Source organism: Streptomyces sp. NPDC050548 (genome assembly GCF_044457385.1).
GTDB lineage: Bacteria > Actinomycetota > Actinomycetes > Streptomycetales > Streptomycetaceae > Streptomyces.
The window spans coordinates 97328-111371 of the sequence record NZ_JBITGV010000022.1 but is presented as its reverse complement, the minus strand read 5'-3'; the positions used below and the strand labels follow the sequence as shown (position 1 = coordinate 111371).

General features: G+C 71.5%; 12 protein-coding genes, 2 pseudogenes and 1 riboswitch. Of the genes and pseudogenes, 6 read left to right on the top strand and 8 right to left on the bottom strand.

Annotated features, from left to right (window positions below):
- Window positions 1–17: 17 nt before the first annotated feature.
- Window positions 18–1679, bottom strand: a complete 1662-nt coding sequence (locus ACIBJH_RS41305; RefSeq protein WP_399122091.1) for a penicillin-binding transpeptidase domain-containing protein — start codon at window positions 1677–1679, stop codon at window positions 18–20.
- 477 nt (window positions 1680–2156) lie between these two features.
- Between ACIBJH_RS41305 and ACIBJH_RS41300 the strand changes: the two genes are divergently transcribed.
- Together ACIBJH_RS41300 and ACIBJH_RS41295 are read left to right on the top strand one after the other, a co-directional pair.
- Entirely contained in the window at window positions 2157–2984 is an 828-nt protein-coding gene (locus ACIBJH_RS41300; RefSeq protein WP_399122090.1) for a phosphatase PAP2 family protein, read from the top strand.
- A 703-nt stretch (window positions 2985–3687) separates the two neighbouring features.
- Window positions 3688–3975: pseudogene (locus ACIBJH_RS41295) on the top strand (fluoride efflux transporter FluC); the annotation flags it as partial.
- A gap of 198 nt (window positions 3976–4173) precedes the next feature.
- Window positions 4174–4250, bottom strand: a riboswitch (Fluoride riboswitch).
- Between the two features lie 82 nt (window positions 4251–4332).
- Here the strand turns inward: ACIBJH_RS41295 and eno are convergent.
- The 3 genes and pseudogenes from eno to ACIBJH_RS41280 form a co-directional block, all read right to left on the bottom strand.
- On the bottom strand, window positions 4333–5607 hold the full coding sequence (gene eno, locus ACIBJH_RS41290; RefSeq protein ID WP_399122089.1) for a phosphopyruvate hydratase: 1275 nt from the start codon (window positions 5605–5607) through the stop codon (window positions 4333–4335).
- A 120-nt stretch (window positions 5608–5727) separates the two neighbouring features.
- A pseudogene (locus tag ACIBJH_RS41285) lies at window positions 5728–6422 on the bottom strand (2,3-diphosphoglycerate-dependent phosphoglycerate mutase).
- Entirely contained in the window at window positions 6419–6895 is a 477-nt protein-coding gene (locus ACIBJH_RS41280; protein WP_399122138.1) for an inorganic diphosphatase, read from the bottom strand. The pseudogene ACIBJH_RS41285 and the gene ACIBJH_RS41280 overlap by 4 nt, the downstream one beginning before the upstream one ends.
- A 152-nt stretch (window positions 6896–7047) precedes the next feature.
- Between ACIBJH_RS41280 and ACIBJH_RS41275 the strand changes: the two genes are divergently transcribed.
- Window positions 7048–7395, top strand: a complete 348-nt coding sequence (locus ACIBJH_RS41275) for a DUF190 domain-containing protein (protein WP_399122088.1) — start codon at window positions 7048–7050, stop codon at window positions 7393–7395.
- Between the two features lie 11 nt (window positions 7396–7406).
- Here the strand turns inward: ACIBJH_RS41275 and ACIBJH_RS41270 are convergent, their stop codons facing one another.
- From ACIBJH_RS41270 to ACIBJH_RS41255, 4 genes are all read right to left on the bottom strand, one after another.
- Window positions 7407–7904: a hypothetical protein gene (locus ACIBJH_RS41270; RefSeq protein WP_399122087.1), complete on the bottom strand. Its 498-nt coding sequence runs from the start codon at window positions 7902–7904 to the stop codon at window positions 7407–7409.
- 181 nt (window positions 7905–8085) lie between these two features.
- Window positions 8086–8304: a universal stress protein gene (locus ACIBJH_RS41265; RefSeq protein WP_399122086.1), complete on the bottom strand. Its 219-nt coding sequence runs from the start codon at window positions 8302–8304 to the stop codon at window positions 8086–8088.
- 263 nt (window positions 8305–8567) lie between these two features.
- Window positions 8568–9731, bottom strand: a complete 1164-nt coding sequence (locus ACIBJH_RS41260; protein WP_399122085.1) for a cysteine desulfurase family protein — start codon at window positions 9729–9731, stop codon at window positions 8568–8570.
- The gene (locus tag ACIBJH_RS41255) at window positions 9728–10396 is read right to left on the bottom strand and encodes an ArsR/SmtB family transcription factor (RefSeq protein ID WP_399122084.1); all 669 of its coding nucleotides are present in this window, start codon (window positions 10394–10396) and stop codon (window positions 9728–9730) included. Before ACIBJH_RS41255 ends, ACIBJH_RS41260 begins: the two co-directional genes overlap by 4 nt.
- A gap of 86 nt (window positions 10397–10482) precedes the next feature.
- Between ACIBJH_RS41255 and ACIBJH_RS41250 the strand changes: the two genes are divergently transcribed.
- From ACIBJH_RS41250 to ACIBJH_RS41240, 3 genes are all read left to right on the top strand, one after another.
- Window positions 10483–11841, top strand: a complete 1359-nt coding sequence (locus ACIBJH_RS41250; RefSeq protein ID WP_399122083.1) for a rhodanese-like domain-containing protein — start codon at window positions 10483–10485, stop codon at window positions 11839–11841.
- Window positions 11838–13136 carry an MFS transporter gene (locus ACIBJH_RS41245; RefSeq protein WP_399122082.1) on the top strand — a complete coding sequence of 433 codons (1299 nt, stop codon included), beginning with the start codon at window positions 11838–11840 and terminating at the stop codon, window positions 13134–13136. The genes ACIBJH_RS41250 and ACIBJH_RS41245 overlap by 4 nt, the downstream gene beginning before the upstream one ends.
- A gap of 560 nt (window positions 13137–13696) precedes the next feature.
- Window positions 13697–13855 carry a hypothetical protein gene (locus ACIBJH_RS41240; RefSeq protein WP_399122081.1) on the top strand — a complete coding sequence of 53 codons (159 nt, stop codon included), beginning with the start codon at window positions 13697–13699 and terminating at the stop codon, window positions 13853–13855.
- The last annotated feature ends 189 nt before the right edge of the window (window positions 13856–14044 follow it).

The following is a 14044-nucleotide window of genomic DNA, read 5'->3' as shown; positions in this document are numbered from 1 at the left end:
GGCCCGGCCGCGCATCACTACCCTGCGGTGAGCAGGTCCCATACGACGTAGCCGGCGGAGCCGACGCCCGAACTGCCGCCCTCCACGAGAGAGGCGACGGCGAGGTCGCCGTTGTAGGCGGTGAGCCAGCCGTTGGTGCCGTCGCCCTCTTCCGCGGTGCCGGTCTTCGCGCCCACCCCGGAAAGGCTGCTCAGACGGGCGCTCGCGGTACCGCTCGTGGCCACCGCGCGCATCATGCGCTGGAGGTAGTCGGCGGTGGTGGGCGACAGAGGGTGGGGCGCCGGGGTCTGCGGCTGGTCGGGCAGGATGACCGGCTGGTGGAAGGCGCCGTCGCGGACCGTGGCCGCCACCGAGGCCATCACCAGCGGGCTGGCCGTGACCTGGCCCTGGCCGATGAACTGGGCCGCCTTGTCCCCGCCCGACGGGGTTGCGGGGACGGACGGGTCGGTGGTCTGCACGCCCCCGCCGATCGACCAGCTGCCGAACCCGAACACGTCGCGGGCCTCGTCGTGCAGGTCGGCGGCCTCGTCACCGCCGTGGACGAGGTGGTCGAAACCCTCCTTGACGAAGGCGGTGTTGCAGGACTCGGCGAACGCCTGCAGGAGCGTGGCGTTCGGGTTGGCCGGCACGTCCGCCTCGTTGTGGAACACCTGGCCGGACGCCGCCTGCGTCGTGTTGCAGGGGGCCGTGCTGTCGGGCGTCATGCCCGCCCGGTCGAACAGCGCCGCCGACGTGATGATCTTCATGGTGGAGCCGGGCGCCTTGGCCGCGTTGATCGCGATGTCGCCGTCCGGCCCGTCGTAGGCGACGGCGCGGATGTGGCCGTTGCGGCGGTCGAGCGCGACCACCCCGGCCGGCTTGCCGTCCACCCGCTGGTCGTGCACCGCCTTTTCGGCCGCCGCCTGCAGGCCGGCGTCGATGGTGGTGCGCACGGACGCGGCCGTCGGCTCCTTGAAGACTTTCAGGGTGGCAACGGTGGCCCCGGCGGTGTTCACCACCGTCACGCCGCTGCCGCTCCTGCCCTTCGCGGTGGCCGCCGTGTGCGCTCCGATGGTGGACACGATGGCCGCGAGAGAGGGGAACCGCTCACCCGTCAGCCGCGTACTGCCGTCCCGCGCGAGGACCCGCACCTGCGAAGCCGGTGGTGCGAGGGGGCCCAGGCGCAGGCTCTGGCCGGCGCCGAGCTTGGGGTGCAGGACCGAGGGCGACCAGCGCACCGCCTGCTGCCCGGCGGCGTCCTGCACCACGTCGAGCGCCCCGGGATACGACCACGTACCCGCCGCGAGCCGGGCCGTGGCCGTGAAGGTCACCCGCACCGCGTTGCGGCGCAGCGGGTCGGTTCCGGCCGCGGTGACGTCGCTGAACGTCAGAGAGTGCAGCTTCACCCCATCGTGGTAGGCATCCAATGCCTGCCGCGCGCCCTTCGGCGCGTCCGTCTCGGCCGCCGCCCCCGCGTAGTGGGCGGGTCCCGCGGCCCAGTCCTTCAGGAAGCCACGCGCGAACGTCCCGGCCTCCACCGCAGGCGGCGGTGTGCTCGACTCCGCCGCGGGAGTCACGGTCCTCCGCCTGCCGCCCGACGGCCGGCTCTGGCCGTGCGCGATGTTGTAGGCGCCGAACCCTCCCAGGCCCAGCGCGACCGCGCAGGCCCCGATGACGCCGCTCTTCGCTGCCCTGTTCACTGTCAGCCCCCGGTGGTCGCAACAGTTCGGTCCACTGCCGGGGCAGGATCCTACGACGCAGCGACGGCACCCACACGACGGGGGCAGGACATGGGCTTCCCGCCCCCGCAGCACCGTGTGAGCGGCTGTGCCGTCCGGTGCGTCATCCTCGACCGTCCCGGTCAGGGGCGGTGTGCCGGGCCCGAGTCGCACGACATGGCCGATGCCGAGGGTGACGACCCTCCCGCGCCGGATCCGTGAGCCTGCCGTGTGCAGACGGTGGTGGACGTAGGAGCGGAGAGCGAAACGAAGGGCGAACGAAGGCGAACGGGCGGTGTACCAGCGCCGAACCTCTTCGGTTGCCGATATATTCGGCAATCAATATGTTCTGTCAGCTACGTGTTCGGTGTCCATGTCCCTGCTGGTGAAGCGGCGACGGTGCGCCCCACGCCATGGCCGCCGCCCCGCTGCCTTCGGAGAATCAGGAGACACGTCCGCATGACGATCAACACCACCGCACTCCGTGCCGCGGCTTACCGCGGGCGCCTTCGCTGGTGGTCGGAACTGCCGCTCATAGCCGTCGTCTACACCCTTTATTCCGGGGCGCGTCTGTTGGTCAGGGGAGAGGTGGGCGACGCCGTGAGTCACGGCGCCGACATCCTGCACGACGAGCAACTGGTACATCTGGACCCCGAAGGCTGGTTCAACAGGCTTTTTGCGGACCACGCCTTCCTGGGCGTGCCCGCCGACTTCGCATACGCCTCGCTGCACTACATCGTCACTCCCGCCACTCTGGTCTGGCTGTGGCGCCGCCACCCCGTGCACTACCGCAGGGCCCGTACCTGGCTGACGATCTCCACCCTGATCGGCCTGGTCGGCTTCACCGTGCTGCCCACTGCCCCGCCGAGACTGCTGAGCGGCGGACACGGCTTCATCGACACCATGGCGTTGTACAGCTCCTTCGGCTGGTGGGGCAGCGATGCGAGCGCACCGCGCGGCATGGGCCACCTCACCAACCAGTACGCGGCCATGCCCAGCCTGCACGTCGGCTGGTCGCTGTGGTGCGGCATCCTGCTCTTCCGCTACGGGCGGCACTGGCCAGTGCGCACCCTCGGCGTGATTTACCCGATCGCGACCACCCTGATCGTGCTGGGCACGGCCAACCACTACCTGATGGACGCGGCCGTCGGCATCCTGGTGATGGGCCTCGGCTTCGCTCTGGCCGGGCCCGCACTGAGGGCCGTCGACGTGCTGTCCGTCCGCCTCGGGCGCGCCGGAAAGGCGGGGCTGGCATCCCCCGCCTCGACAGCCGGGGCTGTTCGCTGACATGCACGGCGTTGTTCCGCTCGCACCATCGGCGACGCGTTGCACGAACATCCGCCCCCCTGCGCAGACAGAGATGGAACCCCCAACAGCGGGGCCCTTCGACATCGTGCCCGGTGAGGCACTGGCGTGGCTTTAACGCTCTGCGGCGGCCCCACTTCTCCGGCTTGCGCTGGCTCCGCCCACAGCGGACAGGCCCAGTTCCGGTCCGAAGCGGCCCCGCCACTCGCCAGGTCCGACGGTGCACGGTGGGGCCAGGCCGGGCCGGAATCGAACGTGCTCGTGGGTCCACGTAGGGCCGATTTTGGTGGGGCCAACTGCGCCGTAGAGCCACTGGCGGAGGAAACGAGATTCGAACTCGTGAGGGGGTGCCCCCAACACGCTTTCCAAGTCTTCGTCCGGGGGTTCGGTGGGGGACGTGGGTGTTCTGACCTGGGGTGGAGCGGGTGCGGATTGGGGTTTCGTACGGCGCTGGACGCGGGCGAATGAGACCAGGGCGGCGGACGTCATCCCTGCTCAGCGAGTTATCTTGGCTACGTATCGAGATGCCGCGACAGGTCCGGAACGTGGACCCCAAAGCGCCGCAGCAGACACCCGCGTTACCCTGGCTTCTGGCCGTGGTCTGTGATCGCGGCGCGGCGGTGGGGCTCGCCGTACCCGAACGGCGGCACCGGTGCCGCCAACAGTCCCTACTTGCGACGTCGATCTGCACGTGCCCGCCAAGCGGCAGCAGTCCTGGCGAGCACAGTGGCCGATCGTGGCGGTCGTGGCGCTCGGCGGAGCCATCGGGGCTTCCGCTCGGTACGGGGCCTCGCTCCTGTGGCCGGCCTCGTCGGGGGCGTTCCCGTGGACCACCCTGTGGATCAACGCAGTGGGCTGTGCGGTGGTCGGCGTCTTCATGGTGGTGATCACGGATGTGTGGGTGGCACACCGGCTGGTGCGGCCGTTCTTCGGCACCGGTGTGCTGGGCGGCTTTACGACCTTCTCGACGTACCCCGCGTCAAAGGGCTGGACGCTGGACCCGCGGGAGCCCGCCATGGGGCGCGGCCCAGCCCGTCCAAGGAGTGTCGGAGACACATGCGGTGGGAGATCGGCGGCAGCAGGGGTGGGGGCAGGCCGGCGGCTGAGTGCGGGGAGCGCGGTCCTGTGCGGCGATTCCACCTGCGCACCTCAAGGAAGGCGTGCGTTCCTGACCAGGTCAGGAACCATCGGCCCGGGCAGGCGGTTCGGACCAGAGCGGTCCCGGCGGGATCCATCGCCACAAGCGAGTGAACAACTCCGCGGAGCGGTGGTCAGGGTGGCGGGCTTCCTGAACCACCGCTCGATGCCACGGCTTTACCCCCGTTGCTCGTCAGCGGTTCAGCCCGTACGGCAGGGCGGGCTCGGCCGCGGCGATCTCGATGAGCCGGTTGTACTTGGCGACGCGTTCACCGCGGGCCGGTGCGCCGGACTTGAGCTGGCCGCTGCCGGTGGCGACGACGAGGTCGGCGATGAAGGAGTCCTCGGTCTCACCGGAGCGGTGGGACACCATCTGCGTGTAGCCGGCCTCGCGGCAGATCCGCATCGCCTCCAGGGTCTCGGTGACCGTGCCGATCTGGTTGACCTTGATCAGGGCGGAGTTGCCGATCTTCTTGCTGATCGCCTCGGTGATGATGGCCGGGTTCGTGACGAAGATGTCGTCGCCCATCACCTGCACGCGCTCGCCGAGGCGTTCGGTCAGGCGGACCCAGCCGTCCCAGTCGTCCTCGGCCAGCCCGTCCTCGATCGACCAGACCGGGAAGCGGTCGGTGATCGCTTCGTAGCGGTCGATGAGCTGGTCGGTGGCCAGCGCGTCGCCCGCGACCCGGTAGAGCCCGTCGGCCGCGTTGCGGAACTCGCTGGCGGCCGGGTCCAGGGCGATGGCGATGCCGTCGCGGCCGGGTGTGTATCCGGCGTCGGTGATGGCGTCGACGAGGAGTTGGAGGACGTCTTCGGGGCGGTTGATCGCGGGGGCGAAGCCGCCCTCGTCGCCCAGTCCGGTGGTCTGGCCGTCGGCGGACAGACGCGACTTGAGCCTTGCGTACACCTCAGCGCCGGCGCGGACCGCCTCCGGCAGGCTCGGGGCGCCGATGGGGGCGAGCATGAACTCCTGGAAGTCGAGGCTGTTGGCGGCGTGGGCGCCGCCGTTGACGACGTTGAAGTGCGGCACCGGCAGACGCGGTGTCGTGCCCGCGGTCTGGGCGAGGTGCTGCCACAACTCCCGTCCGGCGAGGGTGGCTTCGGCGCGGGTGGCGGCGAGGGAGACCCCGATGATGGCGTTGGCGCCGAGCCGGGACTTGGTGTCGGTGCCGTCCAGTTCGATCAGTGCGCGGTCGATGTCGGCGGCGGAGGTGAAGGCGCGGCCGGTGAGGGCCTGGGCGATCTCGCCGTTGACGTGGCCGACGGCCGTCAGGACGCCCTGCCCGTTGTAGCGGGTCTTGTCGCCGTCGCGGAGTTCGACGGCCTCGCGGGTGCCGGTGGAGGCGCCGGAGGGGACCCCGGCGCGCACGCGGGTGCCGTCGGCGGTGGTGAGAGTGACGGCGAGGGTGGGGCGGGCGCGGGAGTCGAGGATCTCCACGGCGTGCAGGTGGGCAATGTGCAGCGACATGCTGGGTTCCTCCGTCGTCCGGTCGGAGCAGGTGGCGGTTCGCTTTCGTGGGCTGCCGGTTCAAGCCTGGCCTTCGGCGGCGACGGCCGCTGCGGCCACTCGGGCACTTTCGGGGTCCAGCTAGCCCCCTCCGCGTACGAGGGGCCGGAGGTGGCGGTCGAAGTCGTAGCGCAGTGGTGCCCCGGTGGGGATGTTCAGGTCCTCGGCCTCCTGCTCGGTGAGCCGGTCCAGGACCGCGATCAGGGCGCGCAGCGCGTTGCCGTGGGCGACCACCAGCACGAGGCGTCCGGTGCACAGCTGCCCGGCGAGGACATCCGCCCAGTACGGGGCGACCCGGGCGATCATGTTGGCCAGGCTCTCCACCGCGGGCAACCCGCCGCCCCGCAGAGGTGCGTAGCGGGGATCCGCGCGCAGACGGGCGAGTTCGTTGCCGGGCAGCGGGCCCGGAGCGGCGGTGAGCGAGCGGCGCCACGCCTGGTATTGCGCGGGGCCCACCGCGCGGCGGACCTCGCGTTTGACGCGGTCGGTGAGCGCCCCGTACTGGCGTCGTTGAGCCGCCAGGTGCGGTGGACCGGGATCCAGGAGCGGTCCAGCTCCTCCAGGAGGAGGTCCGCGGTGCGGATCGAGCGCCGCAGCACCGAGGTGTGAACGGAGTCGGGTACCCATCGGTCCCGGGCCAACAGCTGCGCCGCCGCGGCGGCCTACTTCCCCCCGTGGGCCGTCAGCGGGACGTCGGCCCAGCCGGTGAAGCGGCCCTCCGCGTCGGCGGTGCTCTGTCCGTGCCGCAACAGGACCAGCGTGCCCGGCACGCTCACGAGCCCTTCCCCGCGGCCATGTCCGTGGCCCGCCGGCGGGACGCCGCGATCTCCGCGTACGCCTGCTCCCGTCCCTCCCAGTGGGAGCCCTCGACGGACTTGCCGGGTTCCAGGTCCTTGTAGACCTCGAAGAAGTGGGTGAACTCCAGCCGGTCGAAAGCGGGGACGTCACCGATGTCCTGCACACTCGCCCAGCGCGGGTCGTGGGCGGGCACGCACAGCACCTTCTCGTCCGGGCCGTGCTCGTCCTTCATCACGAACATGCCGACGGCCCGGCACTCGATGAGGCAGCCGGGAAACGTCGGCTCACCGACCAGGACCAGGGCATCCAGCGGGTCCCCGTCACCGCCGAGGGTGTGCTCGATGTAGCCGTAGTCGGCCGGGTACCTGGTCGAGGTGAACAGCAGCCGGTCCAGCCGGATCCGGCGCAGTGCGTGGTCCATCTCGTACTTGTTGCGGGACCCCTGGGGGATCTACACGATCACGTCGAACTCCACGACGGCCTCCTTGCCTCATAGGTGTCCTGCACTTGGGGGCCGGCCTGGTCAACCCGGCCTGGTGCGGGCTCTGTTCGCCCTGCCGACGCGGCAGTACGGTCGCAACGGCACGCACGAGGAGGTGGGCGATGCCTGATGCCGGCGGTGCCGTCCGTGTGACCATCCACCTCGACGGGGCGGTGCTGTGGCACCACCGGCCCGCCTACGCCGAACTCGTGCACCGGGCCCATCGCGAGGGCCTGGCCGGGGCGAGCGTCTTCCACGGATTCACCGGCTTCGGCGCCCAGCGCCGGATCTACCGCGAGCGCCCTGCCCACCTGGCGGCGAAGGGCCCGTGCGCGGTCGTGCTCGTCGACGAGGAGGACCGGCTGCGGTGCTTCCTGGTCGGCGTGCAGGACGTGCTGGAGCACACCGAGGCGGTAGCGGTGCTCGACCGGGTCCGCATCCACCAGGCCGGCGCGCGGGCGGCGGGCTAGATCACCTGTCCTCACGGCGTGTCCTCCTCCGCCTTGAGGGTGTCGCGCAGCCGCCGCAGATCGTCCGCCGGCCGGCCCAGGCCGTTCAGCTGCAGCCGGGCCGCCTCCGTGCGGGCGTCCGGGTGCACGGTGAAGGCCATATTCACCGACTGGTGCACCATCCACTGGCCGTAGTCCAGCAGCCGCCCCGCGTACGCCCGCGTCTGCGCGAGGTCGGGGTCGGACAGTGGTAGCTCCCGCAGCCGGGCCCGCAGGCGCAGGAAGGCCGAGCTTGCGTCGCTGCAGTCCCGGGCGACCTGCCCGGGGATGGGGCCGGGCTCCCCGCAGGAGGCCACCGCCGCGTCGGCTCGCCGCTGGGCGGCGACGGCATTCTCCAGCACGGCGAGCAGCGCCCGCGCCTGGACCGGGCGCGGCACTGGGGGCGGAGCGGGAGGAGGTCGCAGTCGTGTGACGAGGCGGACGGCACGGTGCAGCAAGGCTGTGCTGCTGCCGGGCGAGGATGCGGGCATGGTTCCTCCTGGTCAGCACGGCTGGACCAGGGACCGTCAGCGGACGCCTCCGCGGTTGCGGTGAGCCCCATCACCGGCACTCCCACCCCAGGGGCGTGCTCTTCCAGTGTGCGCCTTCCGCCATTCCAGGCCAGCCCACCGCCGCCTGCCATGGGCCGGAGGGGGCAGTCCGCCGAAATCATCAGCGCACGATCAGCACCGAGCAGGGGGCGTGCCCACTGGCCTTCTCCGCCGTGGAGCCCAGCAAGCGGCCCCAGACCGAGGAGTGCCCGGATCCACTTCCCAGAGCGAGGAGCGCTGCTGCGACAGAAGCCAGCGCGAGGGCAGTGAACAGGCCGGGGTAGCCGCCAAGGGGTTCGGCCAGGGCAGCTCCCGCGAACGGCGCCAAGGCCCCGCCCACGTCACCGGATGCGTCTGCGAGAGAGGCCGTTGCGCTCTGCCCCGGGTCTCGTCCCCGTCCTGTCGGCCGTCGGGTGCCATGGCGCGTCGGGCCGAGTAGCCAGGGCGCCGCCTGTCAGACGGAGCGCGTACACATCCCGGTCGGGGTCGGGGATGGGCCCGAGGCAGGTGCGGCCGGTCATGCCTCTCCTGCTCATCATCGCTCTCACGGTGGGGCCGATAGCCCCTTCTGGTCGCTTTCATGAGGGGGCCGACGGCCCGTTCTCATAGCGCGGCAGCCGCCTTGAGCAGCGCGGTCGCCGCCGTCTCGATGTCCTCGGGCGTGCTCCAGCGGCCCAGGGACAGTCGCAGGGCCCCGAGCGCGCGGCCCGCGTCGAGGCCCATGGCGGTCAGGACGGGCGAGGGGGTGTGGGTGCCGCTGTGGCAGGCCGAGCCGGTGGAGGCCGCCAGTCCGGGTGCGGTGGCGAGGAGTTCGTGCCCGAGCGTGCCGTCGATGCTGGCGTTGAGCGTGTTGGGCAGGCGACCCGTGTCGGGTCCGTTGAGGTGGACGCGGCCGGGCAGGGCGTCGGCCAGGCGCCGGTGCAGGCCGTCTCGGAGGGCGGCCATACGGGCCGGTGTCCCGTCGGCGAGTTCTTCGGCGGCGAGTTCGGCGGCCGTGCCCAGTGCGACGGCGAGCGCCACGTTCTCGGTGCCGGCGCGCAGGCCCCTTTCCTGACCTCCGCCGTAGACGAGCGGTTCGAGGGCGACGCCCTGGCGGACGTACAGGGCGGCGATGCCCTTCGGCGCGTACATCTTGTGGCCGACGACTGTCAGCAGGTCGACGCCCAACTCCCCTACGTCCAAAGGGATTTTCCCGGCCGCCTGGGCGGCGTCGCAGTGGAAGAGCGTCCCGTGGGCGCGGGTGATGCGGGCCAGTTCGGCGATGGGCTGGAGGACGCCGGTCTCGTTGTTTGCGGCCATGACCGAGACCAGGACCGTGTGTTCGGTGAGGGCGGAGGCGAGCGCCGCCGGGTCGACCAGGCCGTCGTGGTCGACGGACAGGTACGTCACCTCGGCGCCGTGGAATTGTTCCAGGGCGCGGCAGGTCGCCAGGACGGCCGGGTGTTCGGTGACCTGGGTGATCACATGCGGTCGGTCGGCCGTGGCGGTCAGTACGGTGCCGCGCAGGGCGAGGTTGTCGGCCTCGGAGCCGGAGCCGGTGAAGACGATCTCGTCGGGCCGGGCCCCGATCAGGGCCGCGACCTGCGCGCGTGCCTGATCGAGCGCGTGGCGGGGCTGATCGCCGTAGGAATGGTCGCTGGAGGGGTTGCCGAAGTACTGCCCCAGCTGAGGCAGCATCGCGTCGACCACCCGCGGGTCCACCGGGGTGGTGGCGTTGTAGTCCAGATAGACCGGCCCGCCCCGCAGCCCCGGGTGCGCGGGGATCACGCGGCTTCTCCGGTGGCCACCGGCAGGTCGGCCAGGCGCCACTCCAGCATGCCGTCGGACAACCGTACGGCTCTACGCCCGCGGGCGGCGAGCAGCCGCACGGCATCGTGGGCCAGGACGCAGTACTCGCCCCGGCAATAGGCGACGACCTCGGCCTCTGCGGGCAACTCGGCGATCCGGTCGGCGAGTTCTTCCACCGGGATGGAGAGCGCGCCTGGGATGTGCCCGGCGGCGTACTCCACGGCCGGACGCACGTCCAGGACGACGACCTCACCCGCCTGCGCACGGGCCAGCAGTTCCTCGCGCCCGACGCCCTCCGGCTGGTCGTCGCCGAGGTAGGCGGTGCGGGCGGCCTCGACGCCGGGCTGGTGGGTCTGGGCGACCCGGCGCAGCAGGGCGTAGAGGGCGGCGACGTCGTCTCCGGCCAGCCGGTAGTGGATGCGTACGCCCTCGCGGCGGGTGGTCACGAGCCCGGCCTGCTTGAGGGTCTGCAGATGCGCGGAGGCGGTGGTCAGGTTCAGTCCGGCCGCCTTGGCGAGGGCGTCGACGGTGCGTTCGCCCTGGGCCAGCAGGTCGAGCAGTTCCAGGCGCTTCCCGCTGCTCAGCGCCTTACCGGTGTGGGCGAAGGCGTCGTACAGCGCCGACTTGCGCGCGGGGTCTCCCATGGCATCCTCCATAAATCCATGGAATATTGTATAGGTGGGTGAGTGTGGAGGCCACCCGGCCCGTACCGTGACACCTGGAGGACCCGATGGGCTTCGCCGACGACCACCTGATACCGCTGGTCGACGAGGGACTGGGCAACAGCGCCTACCTCGTCGACCTGGGCGACGGGCACGCCCTGGCGGTGGACGCGAGCCGGGACCTGCGCGCCCTGCGCACCGCCGCCGCGCAACGCGGGCTGAGCGTCGCCTACGCCGCCGACACCCACCTGCACGCCGACTTCCTCACCGGTGCGCTCCAGCTCGCCGCCGACGACGGCGCGACCGTCCTGGCCTCCGCCGCCGGGCACCGCGCCTTCCCGCACACAGCGCTCGCCGACGGCGACGAGACCGACCTGGGCGGGCTGATACTGCGGGCTTTGGCCACTCCCGGTCACACCGACGAGCACCTGTCCTTCCTCCTCCTGGACGGCACACGGGAGTTGGGCGTCTTCACCGGAGGCTCCCTCATCGTCGGCTCAGCCGCTCGCACCGACCTGCTCGGCGCCGAGCGAGCGGACGAACTCGCCCGCGCCCAGTACCACTCCCTGCGGCGTCTTACCCAGCTGCCGGACACGACCGCCGTGTGGCCCACCCACGGCGCCGGCTCCTTCTGCTCCGCCCCGCCCAGCGCCGAACGCACCACCACCCTCGGCGCCCAGAAGCGGGCCAACTCCCTGCTCACCGCATCGGACGAGGACACCTTCGTACGGCAGCTGCTGGGCAGCCTCGGCTCCTACCCCGCCTACTTCGACCGCCTGGGCGAGATCAACCGGCGCGGCCCCGCGGTCCTCAGCGCCGCCCCGACCCTGGCCGCGCTCTCGGCGGCCGAGACGCGCCAACTGCTGGGCCAGGGGGCCCAGATCATCGACGTACGTCCCGTCACGGACTTCGCCCACGGCCACATCCCCGGCGCGATCTCCATCCCGCTGCGCGACCAGTTCGCCACGTGGCTCGGCTGGCTGCTGCCCGACGCCACCCCCCTCGTCTTCGTCACCGCACCCGGCCAGGACCTCGCCGAACTCACCTGGCAGGCCCTGAAGATCGGATACGAGCGGCTGGCCGGACACCTGGAGTGGACCGCCTGGCAGTCGGACGGCGGAGAGCAGCAGACCATCGACCTGCTCACCGCCGATCGCATCGCCGGCCGTCCGGTCCTCGACATCCGGCAGCGGGCCGAGCACCTCGCCGGCCACATCGCGGACGCGGTCCACATCGAACTCGGCGAGCTCGCCGGACACGCCGACGAAGCACCGGCCGGGGCCGTGGTCGCCTGCGGCCACGGCGAGCGCGCGATGACCGCCGCCAGCCTCCTCGCACGCGCCGGACACGAGGGCCTCGCCGTCCTGGACGGCGGACCGGGCGACTGGGCGAAAGCCACCGGCCGCACGTTGGAGGCAGGCGCGTGACCTCCCCGAAGTTCTCGGCCCCGCCCGAACAGGGGGGATCCTCATCCGCAACCGCCGGCGGCATACGGCTCGGACTGCGCGCCAACCTCGCTCAGTTCACCCTGCTCGTCGCGGTCAACGCCCTGGTCGGCGGCATGCTCGGCCAGGAACGCACCGTGCTGCCGCTGCTCGCCGACGACGTCTTCCACCTGTCCGCCTACACCGCCGCCCTCACCTACATCCTGGCCTTCGGCGCCACCAAGGCCATCACCAACTTCTTCGCCGGCACCTGGTCCGACCGCTACGGCCGCAAGCCGGTCCTGATCGCCGGCTGGCTGATCGCCCTGCCTGTGCCCGCCATGCTGGCCTGGGGCCCGACCTGGGCCTGGATCATCGCCGCCAACGTCCTGCTCGGCATGAACCAGGGCCTGACCTGGTCCACCACCGTCATCATGAAGATAGACCTGGTCGGCCCGCAGCGCCGTGGCCTGGCCATGGGCTTCAACGAGGCCGCAGGGTACGGAGCGGTGGCCGTCACCGCCATGGCCACCGGCGCCATCGCCGAACACGCCGGGCTGCGCCCCGAGCCCTTCCTCGTCGGCGCCGCCTATGCCGTCCTGGCCCTGGGCCTGTCCACCCTCGCCGTCCGCGAGACCCGCGAACACGCCCGCGCCGAGGCCGCGCAACACCACCAACAACCAGGCTCGGAAGCCGAGTTGACCACCGGCCAGATCGCCCGCCTCACCAGCCTGAGCGACAAGGCCCTGTCCGCCGCCAGCCAGGCCGGCATGGTCAACAACCTCAACGACGCCCTCGCCTGGGGCATCTTCCCCCTGCTCTTCGCCGCCCACGGCCTCTCCATCGCCCAGATCGGCGTCCTCGCCGCCCTCTACCCCGCCGTGTGGGGCGCGGGCCAGTTGCTCACCGGCTGGTGGTCCGACCACATCGGCCGCAAACACCTCATCACCGCGGGCATGCTGCTGCAGGCTGCCGCCATCGCCCTCGTCGCCGAAGGAACCACCTTCTCCGTCTGGGCCGCCGCCCAGATCCTGCTCGGCGTCGGCACCGCGCTGGTCTACCCGACGCTCCTCGCCGTCATCGGCGACGTCGCTCACCCCGCCTGGCGCGCCCGCGCAGTCGGCGTCTACCGGCTGTGGCGCGACGGCGGCTTCGCCGTCGGCGCACTCGTCGCCGGAATCCTCGCCGACGCCTACAGCCTCACCACCGCCATCTGGACCGTCGCCGCCCTCACCGCAGCCTCCGGCCTCGTCGTCGCGATCCGCATGTACGAAACCCACCCACGCTCGATGAACTGAGACCTGAATCATGGGAGCTCTCCCAGTGGGTTGTGCCGCCCGCGCCGACCCGACCGCAGGGTGGCGGCCGACGCCGCCACGGGCACCGTGGGCTGCTTGCGGCGAGCATCTGTCTGGCCGCCTCGGGCCGAACCTGGAAGCAACTGCCGCCTCTGTTCGGCCCACCCGGGCCGATCGCGCGCCCGCGCCCCACCGAGAGCCGGTCGCGCTGCGCGATTGCTCGGTGAACATGCGGGCGCTGAAAAGGGGGGTGCAATCTGGGAGTGGAACAGCCGGCTGCTCACGCGCGAGAGGTTCGGTGACGTCGATCCCTCCGCCGAACCCGAGGCCGTTGAGGATGTCCTGCCGCCGGTGCAGACGGTTGTGAACTACGACGAGCCGGACTTCACCCCGTACAGCGCGAGGTCCTCGGGCCCGGATAGGGGAAGGGCGAGGAACGGCGGGCGGCGCGTGAGCACAAAGCACGCGTCTTCAGCGACTACTTCCATTTCGGCCAGGCACGGGAGCTGATAGGCGCCTCTACCGGACCCGAACGTCCCGCCGTCGCCCCGGAGAAGCCGTTGGCCTGCAACGGGTTCGCTCCCGACTTCGTCCACCGCAGCATCCCGGCACCCGATCTGACGATCGAGCAGGTGGTGGAACCGGGTGTCACGTTCGCCCACGAGGCGCTGAAGGCCCACGTGAACGCGTTCGGCGAAGTCCGCCGCACGGACCGCTGACCGAGGCGGGCGACCGGTCGGGCAGACCGAGTCGGAAACGGGCATCACGGCCAGCCAGGGAGGACCCACCGCCCATGCCCCACGGACAACTCCCCTTCCGACCACGAAGGCGGGGGAAGAGCGGAAGAGCAACGACGGCCGGGCGTCGCAGACGCAGAAGCGGGCACGTTCTCACCGAGCTCGGCGCGT

Coding starts and splice junctions, on each gene's coding strand:
- ACIBJH_RS41300 (WP_399122090.1), top strand. CDS start 2,157: ATGACGATCAACACCACCGCACTCCGTGCCGCGGCTTACCGCGGGCGC.
- eno (WP_399122089.1), bottom strand. CDS start 5,607: ATGTCGCTGCACATTGCCCACCTGCACGCCGTGGAGATCCTCGACTCC.
- ACIBJH_RS41275 (WP_399122088.1), top strand. CDS start 7,048: ATGCCTGATGCCGGCGGTGCCGTCCGTGTGACCATCCACCTCGACGGG.
- ACIBJH_RS41270 (WP_399122087.1), bottom strand. CDS start 7,904: ATGCCCGCATCCTCGCCCGGCAGCAGCACAGCCTTGCTGCACCGTGCC.
- ACIBJH_RS41255 (WP_399122084.1), bottom strand. CDS start 10,396: ATGGGAGACCCCGCGCGCAAGTCGGCGCTGTACGACGCCTTCGCCCAC.
- ACIBJH_RS41250 (WP_399122083.1), top strand. CDS start 10,483: ATGGGCTTCGCCGACGACCACCTGATACCGCTGGTCGACGAGGGACTG.